This window comes from Mesorhizobium delmotii, from assembly GCF_900149755.1.
Taxonomy (GTDB): Bacteria; Pseudomonadota; Alphaproteobacteria; order Rhizobiales; family Rhizobiaceae; genus Mesorhizobium; species Mesorhizobium delmotii.
Genome location: NZ_FUIG01000013.1, coordinates 65,314 through 80,686 on the forward strand (window position 1 = coordinate 65,314; position 15,373 = coordinate 80,686).

General features: G+C 63.1%; 16 protein-coding genes and 1 pseudogene. 8 read left to right on the forward strand and 9 right to left on the reverse strand.

Going from position 1 to position 15,373, the window contains the following annotated elements; translation table 11 throughout:
• Positions 1–44: 44 nt before the first annotated feature.
• From BQ8482_RS01750 to BQ8482_RS01765, 4 genes are all read left to right on the forward strand, one after another.
• The gene (locus BQ8482_RS01750; RefSeq protein WP_123146013.1) at positions 45–368 is read left to right on the forward strand and encodes a hypothetical protein; all 324 of its coding nucleotides are present in this window, start codon (positions 45–47) and stop codon (positions 366–368) included.
• A gap of 233 nt (positions 369–601) precedes the next feature.
• Complete coding sequence (locus tag BQ8482_RS01755) at positions 602–1,579, forward strand: threonine/serine dehydratase family protein (RefSeq protein ID WP_123147308.1); 978 nt, start codon at positions 602–604, stop codon at positions 1,577–1,579.
• 41 nt (positions 1,580–1,620) lie between these two features.
• Entirely contained in the window at positions 1,621–2,283 is a 663-nt protein-coding gene (locus BQ8482_RS01760) for a glutathione S-transferase family protein (protein WP_123146014.1), read from the forward strand.
• A 132-nt stretch (positions 2,284–2,415) separates the two neighbouring features.
• Positions 2,416–4,086 carry an FAD-dependent oxidoreductase gene (locus tag BQ8482_RS01765; RefSeq protein ID WP_123146015.1) on the forward strand — a complete coding sequence of 557 codons (1,671 nt, stop codon included), beginning with the start codon at positions 2,416–2,418 and terminating at the stop codon, positions 4,084–4,086.
• 112 nt (positions 4,087–4,198) lie between these two features.
• Here the strand turns inward: BQ8482_RS01765 and BQ8482_RS01770 are convergent, their stop codons facing one another.
• From BQ8482_RS01770 to BQ8482_RS01785, 4 genes are read right to left on the reverse strand one after another with little or no spacing between them, the layout of a single operon-like run.
• Positions 4,199–5,335 (reverse strand): ABC transporter permease, encoded by a 1,137-nt coding sequence (locus tag BQ8482_RS01770; RefSeq protein WP_123147309.1) that lies wholly within the window; start codon positions 5,333–5,335, stop codon positions 4,199–4,201.
• Positions 5,336–5,343: 8 nt separating this feature from the next.
• Positions 5,344–6,264 carry an ABC transporter ATP-binding protein gene (locus tag BQ8482_RS01775; RefSeq protein ID WP_123146016.1) on the reverse strand — a complete coding sequence of 307 codons (921 nt, stop codon included), beginning with the start codon at positions 6,262–6,264 and terminating at the stop codon, positions 5,344–5,346.
• Positions 6,261–7,214, reverse strand: a complete 954-nt coding sequence (locus tag BQ8482_RS01780) for an HlyD family secretion protein (protein WP_123146017.1) — start codon at positions 7,212–7,214, stop codon at positions 6,261–6,263. Before BQ8482_RS01780 ends, BQ8482_RS01775 begins: the two co-directional genes overlap by 4 nt.
• Entirely contained in the window at positions 7,211–7,894 is a 684-nt protein-coding gene (locus BQ8482_RS01785; RefSeq protein WP_123146018.1) for a CerR family C-terminal domain-containing protein, read from the reverse strand. The genes BQ8482_RS01780 and BQ8482_RS01785 overlap by 4 nt, the downstream gene beginning before the upstream one ends.
• An 89-nt stretch (positions 7,895–7,983) precedes the next feature.
• On the opposite strand from BQ8482_RS01785, the gene BQ8482_RS01790 reads away from it, so the two are divergent.
• Positions 7,984–8,457: a CYTH domain-containing protein gene (locus BQ8482_RS01790; RefSeq protein ID WP_123146019.1), complete on the forward strand. Its 474-nt coding sequence runs from the start codon at positions 7,984–7,986 to the stop codon at positions 8,455–8,457.
• Positions 8,454–9,401, forward strand: a complete 948-nt coding sequence (locus BQ8482_RS01795; protein ID WP_123146020.1) for a CHAD domain-containing protein — start codon at positions 8,454–8,456, stop codon at positions 9,399–9,401. The genes BQ8482_RS01790 and BQ8482_RS01795 overlap by 4 nt, the downstream gene beginning before the upstream one ends.
• A 164-nt stretch (positions 9,402–9,565) precedes the next feature.
• Here BQ8482_RS01795 and BQ8482_RS38920 read toward each other — a convergent pair.
• The 3 genes and pseudogenes from BQ8482_RS38920 to BQ8482_RS01815 all read right to left on the reverse strand — a co-directional run.
• Positions 9,566–9,679, reverse strand: a pseudogene (locus BQ8482_RS38920) (helix-turn-helix domain-containing protein); the annotation flags it as partial.
• 347 nt (positions 9,680–10,026) lie between these two features.
• Positions 10,027–10,728, reverse strand: coding sequence for a phosphatase PAP2 family protein (locus BQ8482_RS01810; protein ID WP_123146022.1), 702 nt, complete (start codon positions 10,726–10,728; stop codon positions 10,027–10,029).
• A gap of 116 nt (positions 10,729–10,844) precedes the next feature.
• Complete coding sequence (locus tag BQ8482_RS01815) at positions 10,845–11,183, reverse strand: hypothetical protein (RefSeq protein ID WP_123146023.1); 339 nt, start codon at positions 11,181–11,183, stop codon at positions 10,845–10,847.
• Between the two features lie 206 nt (positions 11,184–11,389).
• Between BQ8482_RS01815 and BQ8482_RS01820 the strand changes: the two genes are divergently transcribed.
• The gene (locus BQ8482_RS01820; RefSeq protein WP_123146024.1) at positions 11,390–13,381 is read left to right on the forward strand and encodes a PhoX family protein; all 1,992 of its coding nucleotides are present in this window, start codon (positions 11,390–11,392) and stop codon (positions 13,379–13,381) included.
• Positions 13,382–13,467: 86 nt separating this feature from the next.
• On the opposite strand, the gene BQ8482_RS01825 is transcribed toward BQ8482_RS01820, so the two are convergent.
• The gene (locus BQ8482_RS01825; RefSeq protein ID WP_095495890.1) at positions 13,468–14,229 is read right to left on the reverse strand and encodes an ABC transporter permease; all 762 of its coding nucleotides are present in this window, start codon (positions 14,227–14,229) and stop codon (positions 13,468–13,470) included.
• The gene (locus BQ8482_RS01830; RefSeq protein ID WP_123146025.1) at positions 14,226–15,152 is read right to left on the reverse strand and encodes an ABC transporter ATP-binding protein; all 927 of its coding nucleotides are present in this window, start codon (positions 15,150–15,152) and stop codon (positions 14,226–14,228) included. Before BQ8482_RS01830 ends, BQ8482_RS01825 begins: the two co-directional genes overlap by 4 nt.
• On the opposite strand from BQ8482_RS01830, the gene BQ8482_RS39980 reads away from it, so the two are divergent.
• Entirely contained in the window at positions 15,139–15,264 is a 126-nt protein-coding gene (locus tag BQ8482_RS39980) for a hypothetical protein (protein WP_280178794.1), read from the forward strand. The genes BQ8482_RS01830 and BQ8482_RS39980 overlap by 14 nt on opposite strands.
• Positions 15,265–15,373: the final 109 nt, after the last annotated feature.

The window sequence follows — 15,373 nt, forward strand, 5'->3', positions numbered from 1 at the left end:
TCACCTATATAGGTGAACCTAAGCCAAGAAAAAGGAATCCGTAGATGCCGGCAAAACAGTCCACGCATGCATTCGACCCGAAACCCGTTCTCGACCTGATCGCCGGTATCGAGGCCGATTTGCAGCGCCTCAAAGGCCTGGTCGAGCAGCAGGTCGAAAAATTCGATCCGGCCAACCCGCACAACAAGGCCCCCGACGGCAAGCTGACCGAGGAGGGCGTCGAGTGTTGCTACCGCATGTTCGACGAGGGCAAGTCGCGCTATTCGGTTGCCCAGCAGATGAAGATATCCTTCGCCGCCGCCACCCATCGCTTCAACACCTGGCGCAAGATGGGCGGCGCCAAACGGAAAAGGACGCTTTTGGGGTAAGAAGCGGCCGGGCGAAGATCTCCTGACTTCGTCACCCTAGGGCGGAGCGAACGCGAAGCGGAGCGCAGACCTAGGATAACGAAGTTAGGGAGGCTTCGGCCAAACGTCGGGGCGCTGATGAAGGCACCACGCTCTTTTCGCAATCCACGAATTGTAACGGTCACATTTTTCCAGTGGTGCGCGGCCTAATTTTCCGTGCACCATGGGCGATCTCACTTCTGCAGGACCTCGCCATGACCACCCTTCCCGGCATCGCCGACATCCGCGCCGCAGCAGCGCGATTGTCCGGCCTGATCGTCGAAACGCCGCTGATCGAATCGCCTGAGCTGAACAAGCGCTTCGGCGCCAGGATCCTGTTCAAGCCGGAGACGCTGCAGCGTACCGGCTCGTTCAAGTTCCGCGGCGCCTACAGCAAGCTGTCGTCGCTGGGCGATGAGGAGCGCAGCCGTGGCGTCGTAGCCTTCTCGTCGGGCAATCACGCGCAAGGCGTCGCCGCCTCGGCGGCGATGTTTGGCGTCAATGCGGTCATCGCCATGCCCACCGATGCGCCGGCGATGAAGGTCGGCAATGTCAGGAAAATGGGCGCGGAAGTGGTGCCGTTCGACCGTTTCCGCGATGACCGCATGACGGTGGTTCGCCCGTACGTCGAACGCGGCATGGTCCTGGTCCCACCTTTCGACGATCCGGCCATCATCGCCGGCCAGGGCACGATCGGCCTCGAACTGATGGCGCAAGCGAAAGCGCTCGGCGTGAGCCTCGACGCGGTCGTCATTCCCTGCGGCGGCGGCGGCTTGAGCAGCGGCATCTCGATTGCGGTCAAGGATGCCTCGCCGGGCACGGCCGTCTGGGCGGTGGAACCCGAACATTTCGACGACACCTGTCGTTCACTGGCCAGAGGTGCCCGGGTTTCGATCGAACCCGGCCACACTTCGATCTGCGACGCGCTCCTCACCGCCGAGCCGGGCGCGATCACCTTCGAGATCAACCGCAGGAATCTCGCCGGCGGCATTGCCGTCTCCGACAAGGCCGCGGCACAGGCTATGCGTGACGCCATGGCCCATCTCAAGCTGGTGGTCGAGCCCGGCGGCAGCGTCGGGCTGGCCGCACTGTCATCAGGCGAGATCGAGCTATCAGGCAAATGCATTGCCGTGGTGCTGTCCGGCGGCAATGTCGATTTCGGCACCTACGCTGAGATCATGGCGGCGGCTTAGGTGGCGACCGAACCAGCACCATTCAAAAAGGCTGACATGGAGTGAAACTGTTCTTCAGCCGCAATCCCAATCCTCGCCTCGCGGTCGCGGTGGCACGTTATCTCGACGCAAAGGTCGAGTTTAAATTCGCCTCCCCCTTCGCTCCGGGGCAGGCTGAGCGATTTCGCCCACTGAATCCAAATCTTTCATTGCCCATACTTGTAGGCTCGGGAAAAAGCCTCTGGGAGACCGATGCCATAGCCTGCCGGCTGTCACGCGACGCGCATTCGGATCTCTGGCGCACCGGCGATGACGAACCCGAGATGATCCGATGGCTCAGTTGGGGGAAAGAGAACTTCGCAAGAGCTTGCGACATCGTGCATTTCGAACGCGGGACCAAACAGCGGTATGGGCTCGGCCCGATCGATCAGGGCCGGGTTGAGGAGGGGTTGAGAGACTTCCGCACGGCCGCTGCAACACTTGAGGCCGAGCTTTCCGAGCGAGAATGGCTGGTTGAAAATTCGGTTTCCTATGCCGACTTTCGAATGGCGACGTTTCTGCCCTTCAACGATGTCGCCAGATTGCCGCTCGCTGATTATCCTTCTGTTAGCCGCTGGTATCGTCAGTTTGATGAAATTGACGCCTGGCGCGATCCTTTCCAAGGACTGGAAGCGCCTGAATTGCCGCCGGTCCCGGGAAGCCCGCATGAACCTCGATCCGAATGATCATGCCTATCGGCACAACCCGACGCGCTATCAAAGCGAGGTCTTTCACGACCTGTCCGCCATGGCGAGAGTCCCCCCTTTTTCTGTTGATCAAAACGGGAAAACAACGCTAACTGGCTCCCGCGAGGGACCATGCTGACAGTTGATGAAGTGCGAGCAATCCCGTTGTTTTCGGGTTTGCCGCCGGCCGAACTGGAGCGGCTGGCGCGGACAGCGGCCGACCTCCATCTCAGCCCTGGAGAGTTCGCAGTTCACGAGGGCGGAGAGGCAGCGCTGTTTGCGGTTCTCGCCGGCAGGATCGAAGTCGTAAAAACCTTCGACGGCGTCGAGCGGACGCTCGGCTGGCGGCTGCCGGGAACGATATTCGGTGAGGTGCCGATTGCCCTAGGCTCGGGTTTTCCGGGCGGGTACCGCGCCACTGAGCCGTCCCGCGTGATGCGGATCGAGGTTCAGCAGTACTACTCCATCGCCGCGGTTTCAAAGGACGTCGCCCAGAAGGTCAGCGCGCTTGCCCGCGAGCGGATGGGCGGGCTGCAGAGCGTCACTGCCGAGCCGCAGAAGCCGCGCGTGACATTGGTCGGCCATCGCTGGGACACGGCGTGCGGTGATCTGCGCCGGTTTCTGGCCCGCAACCAGATCTCATTCACCTGGCTGTTGCCCGACACCTCAGATGCCGAGGCTTTCTGGTCTGCCATGGGCAAGCCGGCTCTCGATGGTCCCGTTGCCCGGCTGGCGGACGGAGAGATCATGGAAAGTCCCGCCGTGCGCGATCTTGCCATGCGCCTCAGGCTGCAGACGCGCCCGCGCGGCGCCGAATACGATGTCGCGATCATTGGCGGCGGACCGGCCGGCCTTGCCGCGGCGGTCTACGGCGCATCCGAGGGGCTGCGCACCATCGTCGTCGAGCGCGAGGCGCCCGGCGGACAGGCGGGGACATCGTCGCGGATCGAAAACTATCTCGGCTTTCCCAGCGGAATCTCCGGCGACGAACTGGCCAGCCGCGCGCTGCAGCAGGCGAGGCGGCTGGGCGCCGAAATCCTGGTCACCCGCTCCGTCGCCGGCATCGATCCGGCGACGCACCAGCTGTTTCTCGACGGTACCGATGCCGTGCGGGCGCGCAGCCTCATTCTTGCGACAGGCGTGACATGGCGTCGTCTCGCCATCGACGGGTTCGACCGGCTTATTGGCAAGGGCGTCTATTATGGAGCCGCGCGCAGCGAGGTAAGCACCACCCATGGACTGGACGTCTTCCTGATCGGCGCCGGCAACTCGGCCGGCCAGGCAGCGCTGCATTTTTCGGGCCATGCGCGCAGCGTGACACTGCTCGTGCGCGGCCCGGCGCTTGCAGACAGCATGTCTCACTACCTGATCGAGCAGCTCAGGGCGAAATCGAACGTAAAAGTCCAGCTTCGGTCCGAAGTCCAGGCTGTGCACGGCGAGACTCACCTGACGGCGATCGACATTCTTGACAAGGCCGGCAATGAGGTGAGCCGGCACGATTGCGGCGGGCTCTTCGTTTTCATTGGCGCCAACGCAGAGACCGAGTGGTTGCCGGCCGACGTCGTGCGCGATGCCCGCGGATACGTGCTGACCGGGGACGATGTGAAGAAGGCCGGGGGCTGGTCGCACGACCGCGACCCCTATCTGCTCGAAACCAGTGCGCCCGGCGTCTTTGCCTGCGGCGACGTACGCTTGAGTCCTGTCAAGCGGGTTGCGTCAGCGGTCGGAGAGGGCAGCATGGCGATCGCGTTCGTTCACCAGTATCTGGCGAATGAAGGAAAGGCCCACCGCAGCCGAAGCTAGACAGGGCCGGCAACGTCCGCTCATGCTCGGTGCTCGGCTCCGCCGACCACTTCAAACGGCATGGTCCCACGCGTCGGCCATTGATGGCAGCCGGCCTGACTGAGTTTTGATCCTAGTCCAGCGTTCGGCGGAACCGCACCAGTGCGACGCCTGCAAACAGCGCTACGAACATGACGAGCCAGCCGATTTCCGTCGCGACCGCCGGCAGTTCGGCGCCCTTCAGCATCACCGCGCGGATGATGCGCAGGAAATGCGTCAACGGCAGGATCTCGCCGAAAGCCTGGGCCCAGCCTGGCATGCCGCGATAGGGGAACATGAAACCGGACAGCATGATCGACGGCAGGAAGAAGAAGAAGGTGAGTTGCAGCGCCTGCATCTGCGTGCGCGCCATCGTCGAAATGGTATAGCCGAGCAGCACCAGCGCCAGCACGAAGATCAGGACCGCCGTCAGCAGCAGCGGCATCGACCCGGTGAACGGAATGGCAAACAGCAGTTTCGCCGCCGCGAGCACCACCACCACTTGCACCGCGCCGACCACCAGATAGGGCAGCACCTTGCCCATCATGATCTCGAGCGGACTGGACGGCATCGCCAGAAGGTTTTCCATCGTGCCGCGCTCGGTCTCGCGCGTTAGCGCGATCGAGGTCATCATCACCATCGTCATCTGCAGGATGACGCCGAGCAGGCCGGGCACGATGTTGTATTGCGAGATGCCTTCCGGATTGTAGCGCCGGTGCACCACCACTTCGAGCTGGCCCCGGGCAGCTTCGGCGGCCGTCTCCTGCATGCCGCGTGCCCGGAGCAGCGCCTGGTTGGCGACAGTGCCGAGCGTCGAGATGGCGCCGCTGGCGACGGCGGGGTCGGTCGCGTCCGCTTCGATCAGGATCTGCGGCTGGTAGCCGCGCTCGACCCGCCGGGCAAAATCCGCGGGGATGGTGACGACGAAGGCGACATCGCCGCGCGCCATCAGGAATTCCGCCTCGGCGGCACTTTGCACGACACGGTCGAACCTGTAATAGCCGGTGGTTTGCAGCGCCGAAACCATGGCCCGCGTGTAAGGATCGCTGCTCATAGCCACCAGGGCTGCCGGCAGGCTCTTCGGATCGTTGTTGATGGCATAGCCGAACAGCACCAGCTGCATCAGCGGCACGCCCAGCATCATGGCGAAGGTGATGCGGTCGCGCCGCATCTGGATGAACTCCTTGATCAGCAGCGCGCCGAGCCTGGCGAAGGAAAAGACGCTGTCTATCCCGTTTTTCATCCCATATTGTCCTTCGAACCGGACATGAACTGGATGAACACATCCTCCAGGCTGGTCTCGCCCGGCGTCACCGTCACGCCCCTGTGCTCCTTCTCGACGTCGGCGAGTGCTGCCTGAAGCGCTTTCTTGTCGGAGCCGACGACATGCAGCGTCGCGCCGAACGGCGCCACCTGGTCGACGCCGCGGCGGCCGCTGAGTGCGGCAGCAAGCTGGTCAAGCTGCGGGCCTTGCACGACGAAGGTCGTCAGCCCAGCATTCCTCACCACCTCGTCGACCGTGCCGGAGGCCAGCATCTTGCCGTACGAGATGTAGCTGATGCGGTGGCAGCGCTCGGCCTCGTCCATGTAGTGGGTGGAGACCAGCACGGTCAGCCCGCCGCTGGCCAGGCGATGGATCTCGTCCCAGAATTCACGCCTGGCTTTCGGATCGACCCCCGCCGTCGGCTCGTCGAGCAGCAGCAATTTCGGCTGATGCATGATGCAGGCGGCCAGTGCCAGCCGCTGCTTCCAGCCACCGGACAGCGTACCGGCCAGCTGGTCCTTGCGCGAGGTGAGGCCGAGATCCTCCAGCGTCCTGCCGACATGCTCGTTAAGCGGCTTCAACCCATAGAGCCGCGCCACGAATTCGAGATTCTCGGCTATGGTCAGATCCTCATAGAACGAGAATTTCTGCGTCATGTAGCCGACTTCGCGCTTGATCCTCAGGCTGTCGGTGCGGATGTCGAAGCCGAGCACCGTGCCTTCGCCCTCGTCCGGCGTCAGCAGGCCGCACATGATGCGGATGGTCGTCGTCTTGCCCGAGCCGTTCGGGCCGAGGAAGCCGACGATCTCGCCCTCGGCCACTGTCATCGTCACATGGTCGACGACGGTCTTGTCACCAAAACGCTTGACCAGGCCATGGACATCGATGGCGTTCATTTGCCGACATCCGCCAGATCGACATCGACGATCTGCCCCGGTTGCAGCGCGCCGGCATCGCCCTCCGGCCGCGCCTCGACCAGATAGACCAGCTTCTGCCGGGTCTCGAGCGAGTAGATCACCGGCGGCGTGAATTCCGGGTCCGGCGACACGTAGCTGACGCGCGCCTTCACGTCAGGCCCGCAGCCGTCGCAATGGACGTTAAGCAGCGTTCCGACCTTTATCGACGAGAACGCACTTTCCGGAACATAGACGCTGAGCTTCACGGCGCCGTCCGGCAGCATCGAAATGACAGGTGCGGTCGGGCCGGCGGTGTCGCCCGGGTTGCGGATCACGTCGTTGACGCGGCCGGGCGACGGCGCCGCCAGCACACGCTTCGACAGCCGCCATCGCGCTTGCTCCAGCGTCGATTGCGCTTGGCTGACCTGATTCTCGGCGGCCTTGATCGTTTCGGGCCGTGCCGGCAGGCCGCCGACGGCGAGATTGGCCTCCGCCTGGCCGAGCTGCGCGTTGGCTGTCTCCAGCGTGGCCGAGGCGGTGTCAAAATCGGCCTGGGTGCCGGTGCCGCGTTTGAACAGATCACTGGCGCGGGTGTATCTGCGTTTGGCGTCGGCGGCCTGCGCCTTGGCCATGTCGACCTGCGCCTTGAGCACCTCAATCTCTTCCGCCCGTTTGCCGACCTGCAGGTCGGCAAGTTGCGCCTGGGCCTGGGCAAGGGCCGCCTCGGCTTGTGCGACGGCTATTTTTGCGTCGGCGCTTTCCAGCGTCACCACAGGCGTACCGAGCGCGACGCGGTCGCCGCGCCTTACCGAAATCGTCTCTACCTGCGCCACCTCGATCGGCGCGAGCAGCACATAGTCGCCTTCGACATAGCCGACGGCGAGCGGCGGCGCCGGTGCGCAGGCACTGAAAAGCAGGGCGGCGAGCGGCAAAGAGCAGAGGAAACTCATGACCTACGATCCTTCCGGGCGGCCAATATCGCCGCAAGATTATCCGTCACCGCCGCCGCAATCTTGGTGGCCTCGGCATCGCCGATCCCTCGCCAGCCCATGCGGCGCATCACCGCTTCGCGGCCGATGCGGAAATAGACGACCTGGCCGATCAGCGTGAACACGGTGAGTCGGGTAGCCTCGCTTTCGGCCGGCTCGCCAGTTGCCTGCTCCCAGATCAGGCAGAGCCGGCGATGCGTCGGCTCGAACACGCCGTCATAGATGCGGTCGAGTGCCGCCGTAGGATGCGAAAGTTCACGCAGGACGAACTGCACGATTTCACCGGCTTCCGGCCTAGCCACGATGAAGGCCACCATCCGCTCCAATGCGGTGAAGAGTTGTGCCCGCGCCGCTTCAGGGTCGTTTGGCGCCTGCAGATCGCCGATCGCCTGGCCGGCAATGGCCTGGATGGTGTCGACGATATAATCGGCCGCTGCCGCGCGAAGTCCTTCCTTGCCGCCGAAATGATAGGCGATCGAGCCGATATTGGCCCTGGCCTCAGCCGCGATCTCGCGCGTCGAGGTGCCGTCGAAACCCTGCCGTCCGAACAGCGTCAGCGCCGCGCGGACAAGTGCTGCGCGCGTCATGTCGGCGGGAGATGCCTCGCGGCGCGGAATTTTGGCGTTTGTTAGCTTGCTCATGCCAAGTATTTAATCAATCGAATGATTAAAGTCAATCCCGCCTATCTCCATCTTGCCATCTCCAGCCGCACGCGCTTTAGTGCGAAGCCATGGTCAAGGAAATCGAGCGCAAGTTCCTGGTCTCCGGCGCGCAGTGGCGGGATCTGGTCGAGGCGGACATCCGCATTCGCCAGTTCTATCTCGCCGCCGCGCCCGACCGCTCGGTCCGCGTGCGCATCAGCGATGGCGCCTCGGCAAAGCTGACGCTCAAATTCGGCAGCAAGGCCCGCGAACGTGACGAATTCGAGTATCCGATCCCTCTGGCGGAGGCGGAAGAGATGCTGGCCTTCGCCATCGGACGTGTCATCGAGAAGACACGCCACCATGTTAGGCATCGCGGCCATCTCTATGAAATCGATGTCTTCGGCGGGACGCTTAGCGGTCTGGTGGTCGCCGAGCTTGAGACGCCCGAGGACGTGCAGGACGAAATGCTGCCAGATTGGCTCGGCCGCGAAGTCACCGGCGAGCAGAGGTTCTACAACGCGTCGCTCGCCATCGAGGGGGTTCCGGAGATCGCCGCATGAGCTATCGCATCGATCCGCGCCTGCCGTTAACCGGCGAGGTCAGGCGCATCCTCGCCGAGGAGATCGGCAAGGCGCTCGTCCATCTGGACGCGGCGCGTGACAGGCCGGAGCAGGCGCTGCACAAATGCCGCAGGCGGCTGAAGAAGATACGTGCCTTGCTGCGCCTGGTCCGCCCCGGAGACGAGACATTTTGCAGTACCGAGAACCAATGCTACCGAGAGGTGGCTGCCCTGCTTGCCGAACCGCGCGAGGCGACCGCGCTGGTTGAAACCATCGACCGGCTGGCAAAAAACTTTCCCGAGCAAAGCGCTGGCGGCGGTCTCGATGCCGTTCGCGACACGCTGGTGGCGCGCCAGCACGAATTGCATGGTGGAACTGGCCTCGGCGCCGCGATAGCTGCCGCGACTGCCGCTTGCGAGGACGGCATCAGCCGCATCGATACGTTAGCCTTGCCCGACCAGCCCGAACAGGCCGCCGATGTGCTTGCCGAAGGCGCCCGCATCAGTCTGCGTCGCGCCAGAAAGGCGCTGGACAAGGCAGGCTCCCGCGGTGATGCCGACGATTTCCACGATCTGCGCAAGGCGGCGAAGACTCACGGCATGCATCTGTCGCTGCTTGGAAGGCTGTGGCCGACGCCGATCAAGGCCCGGCGCAAGGCGGTCGACGAACTCGGCGAAAAGCTGGGCGAACTGCATGATGTATTCGTCCTGCGCAACCTTCTCGATGCCGGCGAGCGGCCGCTCGGCTCTCCTCAGGAAACGCGGCTCCTGAGCAAGCTGTTGAAGCGCTCGGAGAAAAGCCTGAAAAAGACCTGTCTCGCGGCGGCAGGCGATCTGTTCGGCGATGGGCCCAGGCGCTCGACAAAAAAGCTCGCGCGCAAGGCGCGCGCCGACCCGGCCGCCGCGCCGCACGAAGACGCCAGCGCGCCCGGCGCCGCCGGCTGACGCGGTGCTTGCGTCGGAATCCGTCCCGAGATCGTTGACAAATGAGGAGGAGGTTTAGACCTCTCCCGGGGGGCTTTTTCCAGTTGCGCCCGCGCACAGCGGTTTGGGGCACGCATAAAAGCCAAGGAGGCGGCGGGATCATCGGCAGGACTGTCGGCGGTCGCCGTCGCTTCCATGCGCTGAATGGTTGGAAGCGAAACCCCGGCGCGCTCGGCGAGCGTCTTCTGATCGATGCCGGCCAGCGCCTTTGCGGCGCGCATCTGCGCGGCAGTGATCATCGGCTAAAGAGCCCTCGTCTGAGTTTTGCATTCCCATTTATAATACCATTATTATGATGGTTCAGCCATCACAATGCACATGTCAGGCATGTGCGCGCACCAAAACCGCTTGTGTCCTGCAGAGCTCGCGCGTTACGCGTCGTCTGGCGGAAATAGCCACGGCGGTCTTCAATTTTCAGCAATCGAAATTCAAAGGGATTAAGCAGTTGAGAGTTTTCAAGGCTTTTGATGAGATCGACGTTCTTGGTGTCGACGATTTTTCCTGCTGGCAGGTTGCGGGCATGAGCTCGTCAACACGCTGATTTGACCGCGCGCTGACCGACACAGCGTCGTTCTGACCAGCCGGTTCAGCCGCCGTCGGTCTGCCCGCGCCATCGCTGTAGCGCCCATGCAGCCAGCCAGCACAGCATCGCCCAGGCGAAGCCGGCGCACCAGCCGGCCAGCACGTCGGATGGCCAATGAACGCCGAGATAGACGCGGCTGATGCCGACCAGCAGGGTGGTCAGCACCGCCAGTGCCAGCACATAGACCTTGGTCGTTCGCCCAGGCAGGAAGCGCGACGCCATGCTGCCCAGCGTCAAATATGTCACCGCCGACAGCATCGCGTGGCCGCTCGGAAACGAAAGCGATGCCACGTCGGCGAGATGCGAGACCAGATCGGGGCGCGGCCGGTCGATTCCGAGCTTCAGCGTGCTCGACAGGGCCTGCCCGCCCGCCACTGCTACGAAAACGAGAAACGCTGGTCCCGGCCTGTGGATCAGCAGCAGATAGACGATCACCGCCGCCGTCATCAGCACGAGCACGCTGGCGCTGCCGAGGCTGGTGATGTCGCGCATCGCCCCTTCCAGCCATGGCGGTCCGATCGGATTGTCGGGCTGGCCGGCTTCACGGAAGGCGAGCAGGATTTCCGTGTCGAAGGCGTGCGGCGTAGTGTCTCGCGCCACCTCCATCAGTTCCTCAAACCCCCACAGTCCGCCGGCGATGACCAGTCCGGCCAGCAGCACCGGGAATTCGATCCAGTTGAGCAGCTTGCTTGTGGTATTCTTCATCGGCCCATTCGTCCTACAGCGCCGCGTCCTTTTGGACGCGCAAAAGGACGCTGTAGCACTTTGATTGGCGCATGATCCCCAGCGAAATCGATTCCGATTTTCGGGGTCATGCGTAATTACAGTTTTTGCAGATAGGGCCCGAGCGTGATCAGTGCCACCGCTGCGATAGCGAGCACGATGCCGGTCGCCTGCAACGCATTGACGCGCTCGCCGAAGAACACCAGTGCCACTACGTTCACCGACACCAGCTGGATCACCGCCGACAGGCTGAACGACACCGACATGCCGAATTCACGGATCAGCCTCAGCATGATCAGATTGCCCGCCGAATAGAGCGCCAGAGTCAGAACGATCTTGCCGAGGCTGGGCGCCAGTCCCCATTGCTTGGCCGCCGTCGCCGCCAGCAGGAAGATCACAGTCGAAATGCCGAGCTGCCCCAGTCCCCAGAAACTCACTTTTTTGTCCCTCTCGACGCGGTGCCTCCGCGCCTGCCGCAGGTCTTGTTTCCGAAGCGTCGGTCGCGGTCAAGCCGGGGCTGATCATGGACACGAAATCGGGGCTGGAAATGGCCGGCAACGTCATCAAACTGTGATCTGCCGGCGATAGGCGGTCAGTCAAGCATTCTCTCCAGCCATCCCAAAGAAGCCAGAGGTAAGCCCCCATGACTGAACATCGCTCCCCCGACGCCCATTTCCGCACCAGCCTGCTTGAGGAAAACGATGGGCCAGGTGCCAATCCCACCGACAACCAGACGATGGGCGAGATCATCGCCGCGCGTTTCTCGCGCCGTGGTTTCCTGCAGGGATCGCTCGCGGCAACCGCCATCGCTGCAACCGTCAGCCCGCTGGCGCTGATCCTCGCCGACGATGCCCGCGCCAACGGCGGCTCGGCCTTCACCTTCGACGAGGTCGAGGCGGGCGTCGACGACAAGCATCATGTCGCCGCCGGCTATGACGCCGATGTGCTGTTGCGCTGGGGCGATCCGCTGTTTGCCGATTCGCCGGAATTCGATCCGACAAAACAGTCGGCGCAGGCCCAGGAAAGACAGTTTGGCTACAACAACGACTATGTCGGCTACATCCCGCTCGACGGCTCGGCCGAGCATGGCCTGCTGGTGGTCAACCACGAATACACCAACCCGCATCTGATGTTTCCGGGCCTCGTCACTATCGTCGAGGGCGAGGCCAAGCAGGCGCCGCTGAGCAAGGAACAGGTCGACGTCGAGATGGCCGCCCATGGCGGCACCATCGTCGAGATCCGCAAGGTATCAGGCAAATGGCAAGTAGTGCGCGACGGCAAGCTCAATCGCCGCATCACCTCGAACACCGAGATGGCACTGTCCGGCCCCGTCGCCGGCCACGACCGCGTCAAGACCAGTGCCGATCCGACCGGCACGAAGGCCATCGGCACCGTCAACAATTGTGCCGGCGGCGTCACGCCCTGGGGCACCTACGTCATGGCCGAGGAAAACATCCACGGCTATTTCTCCGGCGAATTGCCGGCCGATCACGCCGAAGCCGCCAACTACAAGCGCCTGGGCATTCCCGAAGGCGCCTATGAATGGGCTGCGCATTATGACCGCTTCGACATCGGCAAGGAGCCGAACGAGCCCAACCGCTTCGGCTGGATCGTTGAGGTCGACGTCAACGATCCGACCTCGGTGCCGAAGAAGCGCACTGCCATGGGCCGCTTCAAGCATGAGGGCGCTGAATCGATCGTCGCCAAGGATGGCCGTGTCGTCTTTTATCTCGGCGACGACGAGCGCTTCGACTATGTCTACAAATTCGTCACCGCCGGCAAGTTCAACGCCGAGGATCGCGCCGCCAACATGGATCTTCTCGACGACGGCACGCTCTACGTCGCCAAATTCGCCGAGGACGGGTCGATCGAATGGCTGCCCATCGTCTTCGGCCAGGGCCCGCTGACGGCGGAGAACGGCTTTGCCAGCCAGGCCGACGTGCTGATCGAGACGCGCCGTGCCGCCGATCTGCTCGGCGCCACCAAGATGGATCGCCCCGAGGATATCCAGCCCAATCCGACGACCGGCAAAGTCTACGTCATGCTGACCAACAATTCGAAGCGCAAGACGGATCAGGTCGATGCCGCCAACCCGCGCGCCGAAAACGCCTTCGGCCACATCATCGAGATCGTCGAGGACGGTGGCGATTTCACTGCTGCCAAGGGCAAGTGGGAAGTGCTGCTGAAATGCGGCGATCCCTCGGTGGCCGAAGTCGGCGCCACCTTCTCGACCGCAACCACCGCCAATGGCTGGTTCGGCATGCCGGACAATTGCGCCATCGATTCGGCCGGCCGGCTCTGGGTCTCGACCGATGGACAGGGCCCGAAGGCCACCGGCCGTACCGACGGCCTGTGGGCGGTCGACACCGAGGGCGAGGCGCGGGCGACATCAAAGCTGTTCTTCCGCGTGCCGATCGGTGCTGAACTGTGTGGCCCGCTATTCACGCCCGACGACCAGACCGCCTTCGTCGCGGTCCAGCATCCGGCCGATGGCGGCGAAGACTGGGAGCCTTTTGGCCGACCCTCTTACTATGAGGACCTGTCGACCCGCTGGCCCGACTTCAAGCCCGATATGCCAGTGCGGCCATCGGTCGTCGCCATCACCAAGCAGGGCGGTGGCAAAATCGCGGTCTAGCTCATCTCACTCCAGGTCCACGCCGGTAAATCGTGGAGGAGGGGTTTTGGCTCGACCGAAGCCCCTCCTTTTTTATCCCGCGCCGGTCAGGTCCGCAGCCGGTAGCCAGTCCTGAAGATCCACGCGACGATCGCTATGCAGATAAACAGGAAAACGACGGTCATGCCGAGGCTGATGCCGATCGAGACGTCGGACTTGCCGTAGAAGCTCCAGCGAAAGCCGCTGACCAGATAGAGGACGGGGTTGAACAGCGTCACTGTGCGCCAGATGCCGGGCAGCATGTCAATCGAATAGAAGCTGCCGCCAAGGAAGGTCAGCGGCGTGATGATCAGCAGCGGCACCAGCTGCAGCTGCTCGAAGCTTCTCGCCCAGATGCCGATGATGAAACCGAACAGGCTGAAGGTCACCGCCGTCAGCACCAGGAAGGCAAGCATCCAGAACGGATGCTCGATGGTCAGCGGCACGAACAGCGCTGCGGTCGCCAGGATGATCAGGCCGAGGATGATCGACTTGGTCGCCGCACCCCCGACATAGGCAATGATGATCTCCAGATAGGACACCGGCGCCGACAGCAATTCGTAGATCGAGCCGACAAATTTCGGGAAATAGATGGCGAAAGAGGCGTTGGAGATCGACTGCGTCAGCAGCGACAGCATGATCAGCCCCGGCACGATGAAGGCGCCGTAGCTGATGCCGTCGATCTCGGTGATGCGCGAGCCGATGGCCGACCCGAAGACGACGAAATAGAGCGATGTCGAGATGACCGGCGAAACAATGCTCTGCAGCACGGTCCGAAAGGCGCGCGCCATCTCCATCTTGTAGATCGCCCAGACGGCTCGCAGGTTCATGCGTCCCTCCTCACCAGATTGACGAAGATCTCCTCGAGCGAGCTGTTTTGCGTGTCGATATCGCGGAACTGGATGCCGGCCGTCTCAAGGTCGCGGAGCAGCGAGGCGACGCCCGGCCGTTCGCTCTGGTTGTCATAGGTGTAAGTCAGTTGATTGCCGTCCGGCGAAAGCTCCAGCGCATAGCGCGAAAACGTCTCGGGTATGGTGACAAGCGGACTGCGCAATTCCAGCAACAGCCGTTTGCGGCCGAGCGTGCGCATCAGTTCGGCCTTGTCCTCGACCAGCACGATCTCGCCGCGATTGATAACGCCGACGCGGTCGGCCATCGCCTCGGCCTCCTCGATATAGTGCGTCGTCAGGATGATGGTGACGCCATCCTCGCGCAGCCGGCGCACCATCGCCCACATGTCCTGGCGCAGCTCGACGTCGACGCCGGCTGTCGGCTCGTCGAGGAACAGCACCCGTGGTTCGTGCGACAGCGCCTTGGCGATCATCAGCCGCCGCTTCATGCCGCCGGACAGGGTGATCGCCTTGGCGTCCTTCTTGTCCCACAACGACAGGTCACGCAGTACTTTCTCGACGAAGGCGTGGTCGGCCGGCTTGCCGAACAGGCCGCGGCTGTAGTTGACCGTCGCCCATACGCTCTCGAACGCGTCGATGGTCAGTTCCTGCGGCACCAGCCCGATCAGGCTGCGCGCGGTGCGATAATTCCGGCTGATATCGTTGCCGTCCACGGTGACCGTGCCCGACGAGCGGTTGACGATACCGCAGACAATCGAGATCAGCGTCGTCTTGCCGGCGCCGTTCGGCCCGAGCAGCGCAAAGATCTCGCCGCGCTCGATATCGAGGTTGATCTCCTTCAGCGCCTTGAAACCGGTGGCGTAGGTCTTGGTGACCCCGGAAATGGAAATGATGGATGGCATGGCTGAAAAACGGCTGCTTGAAAGGAGGTCTGTTGATTTTAGTCCGCTGAATGTCGGTGCGCGCCGCCGGAAGTCAATGGCACTCCTGACAGTTCTGGACATCGGTATGTGAAGACGCATCCACCGCTGCCGCGGTCCTGCGGCGTTCCGCCTCGCGTGACGCCACGCCGCTTTGACCGGTCGGCGCATCCGGCCTATCTTCTGCGACATAAGCAGCAGCC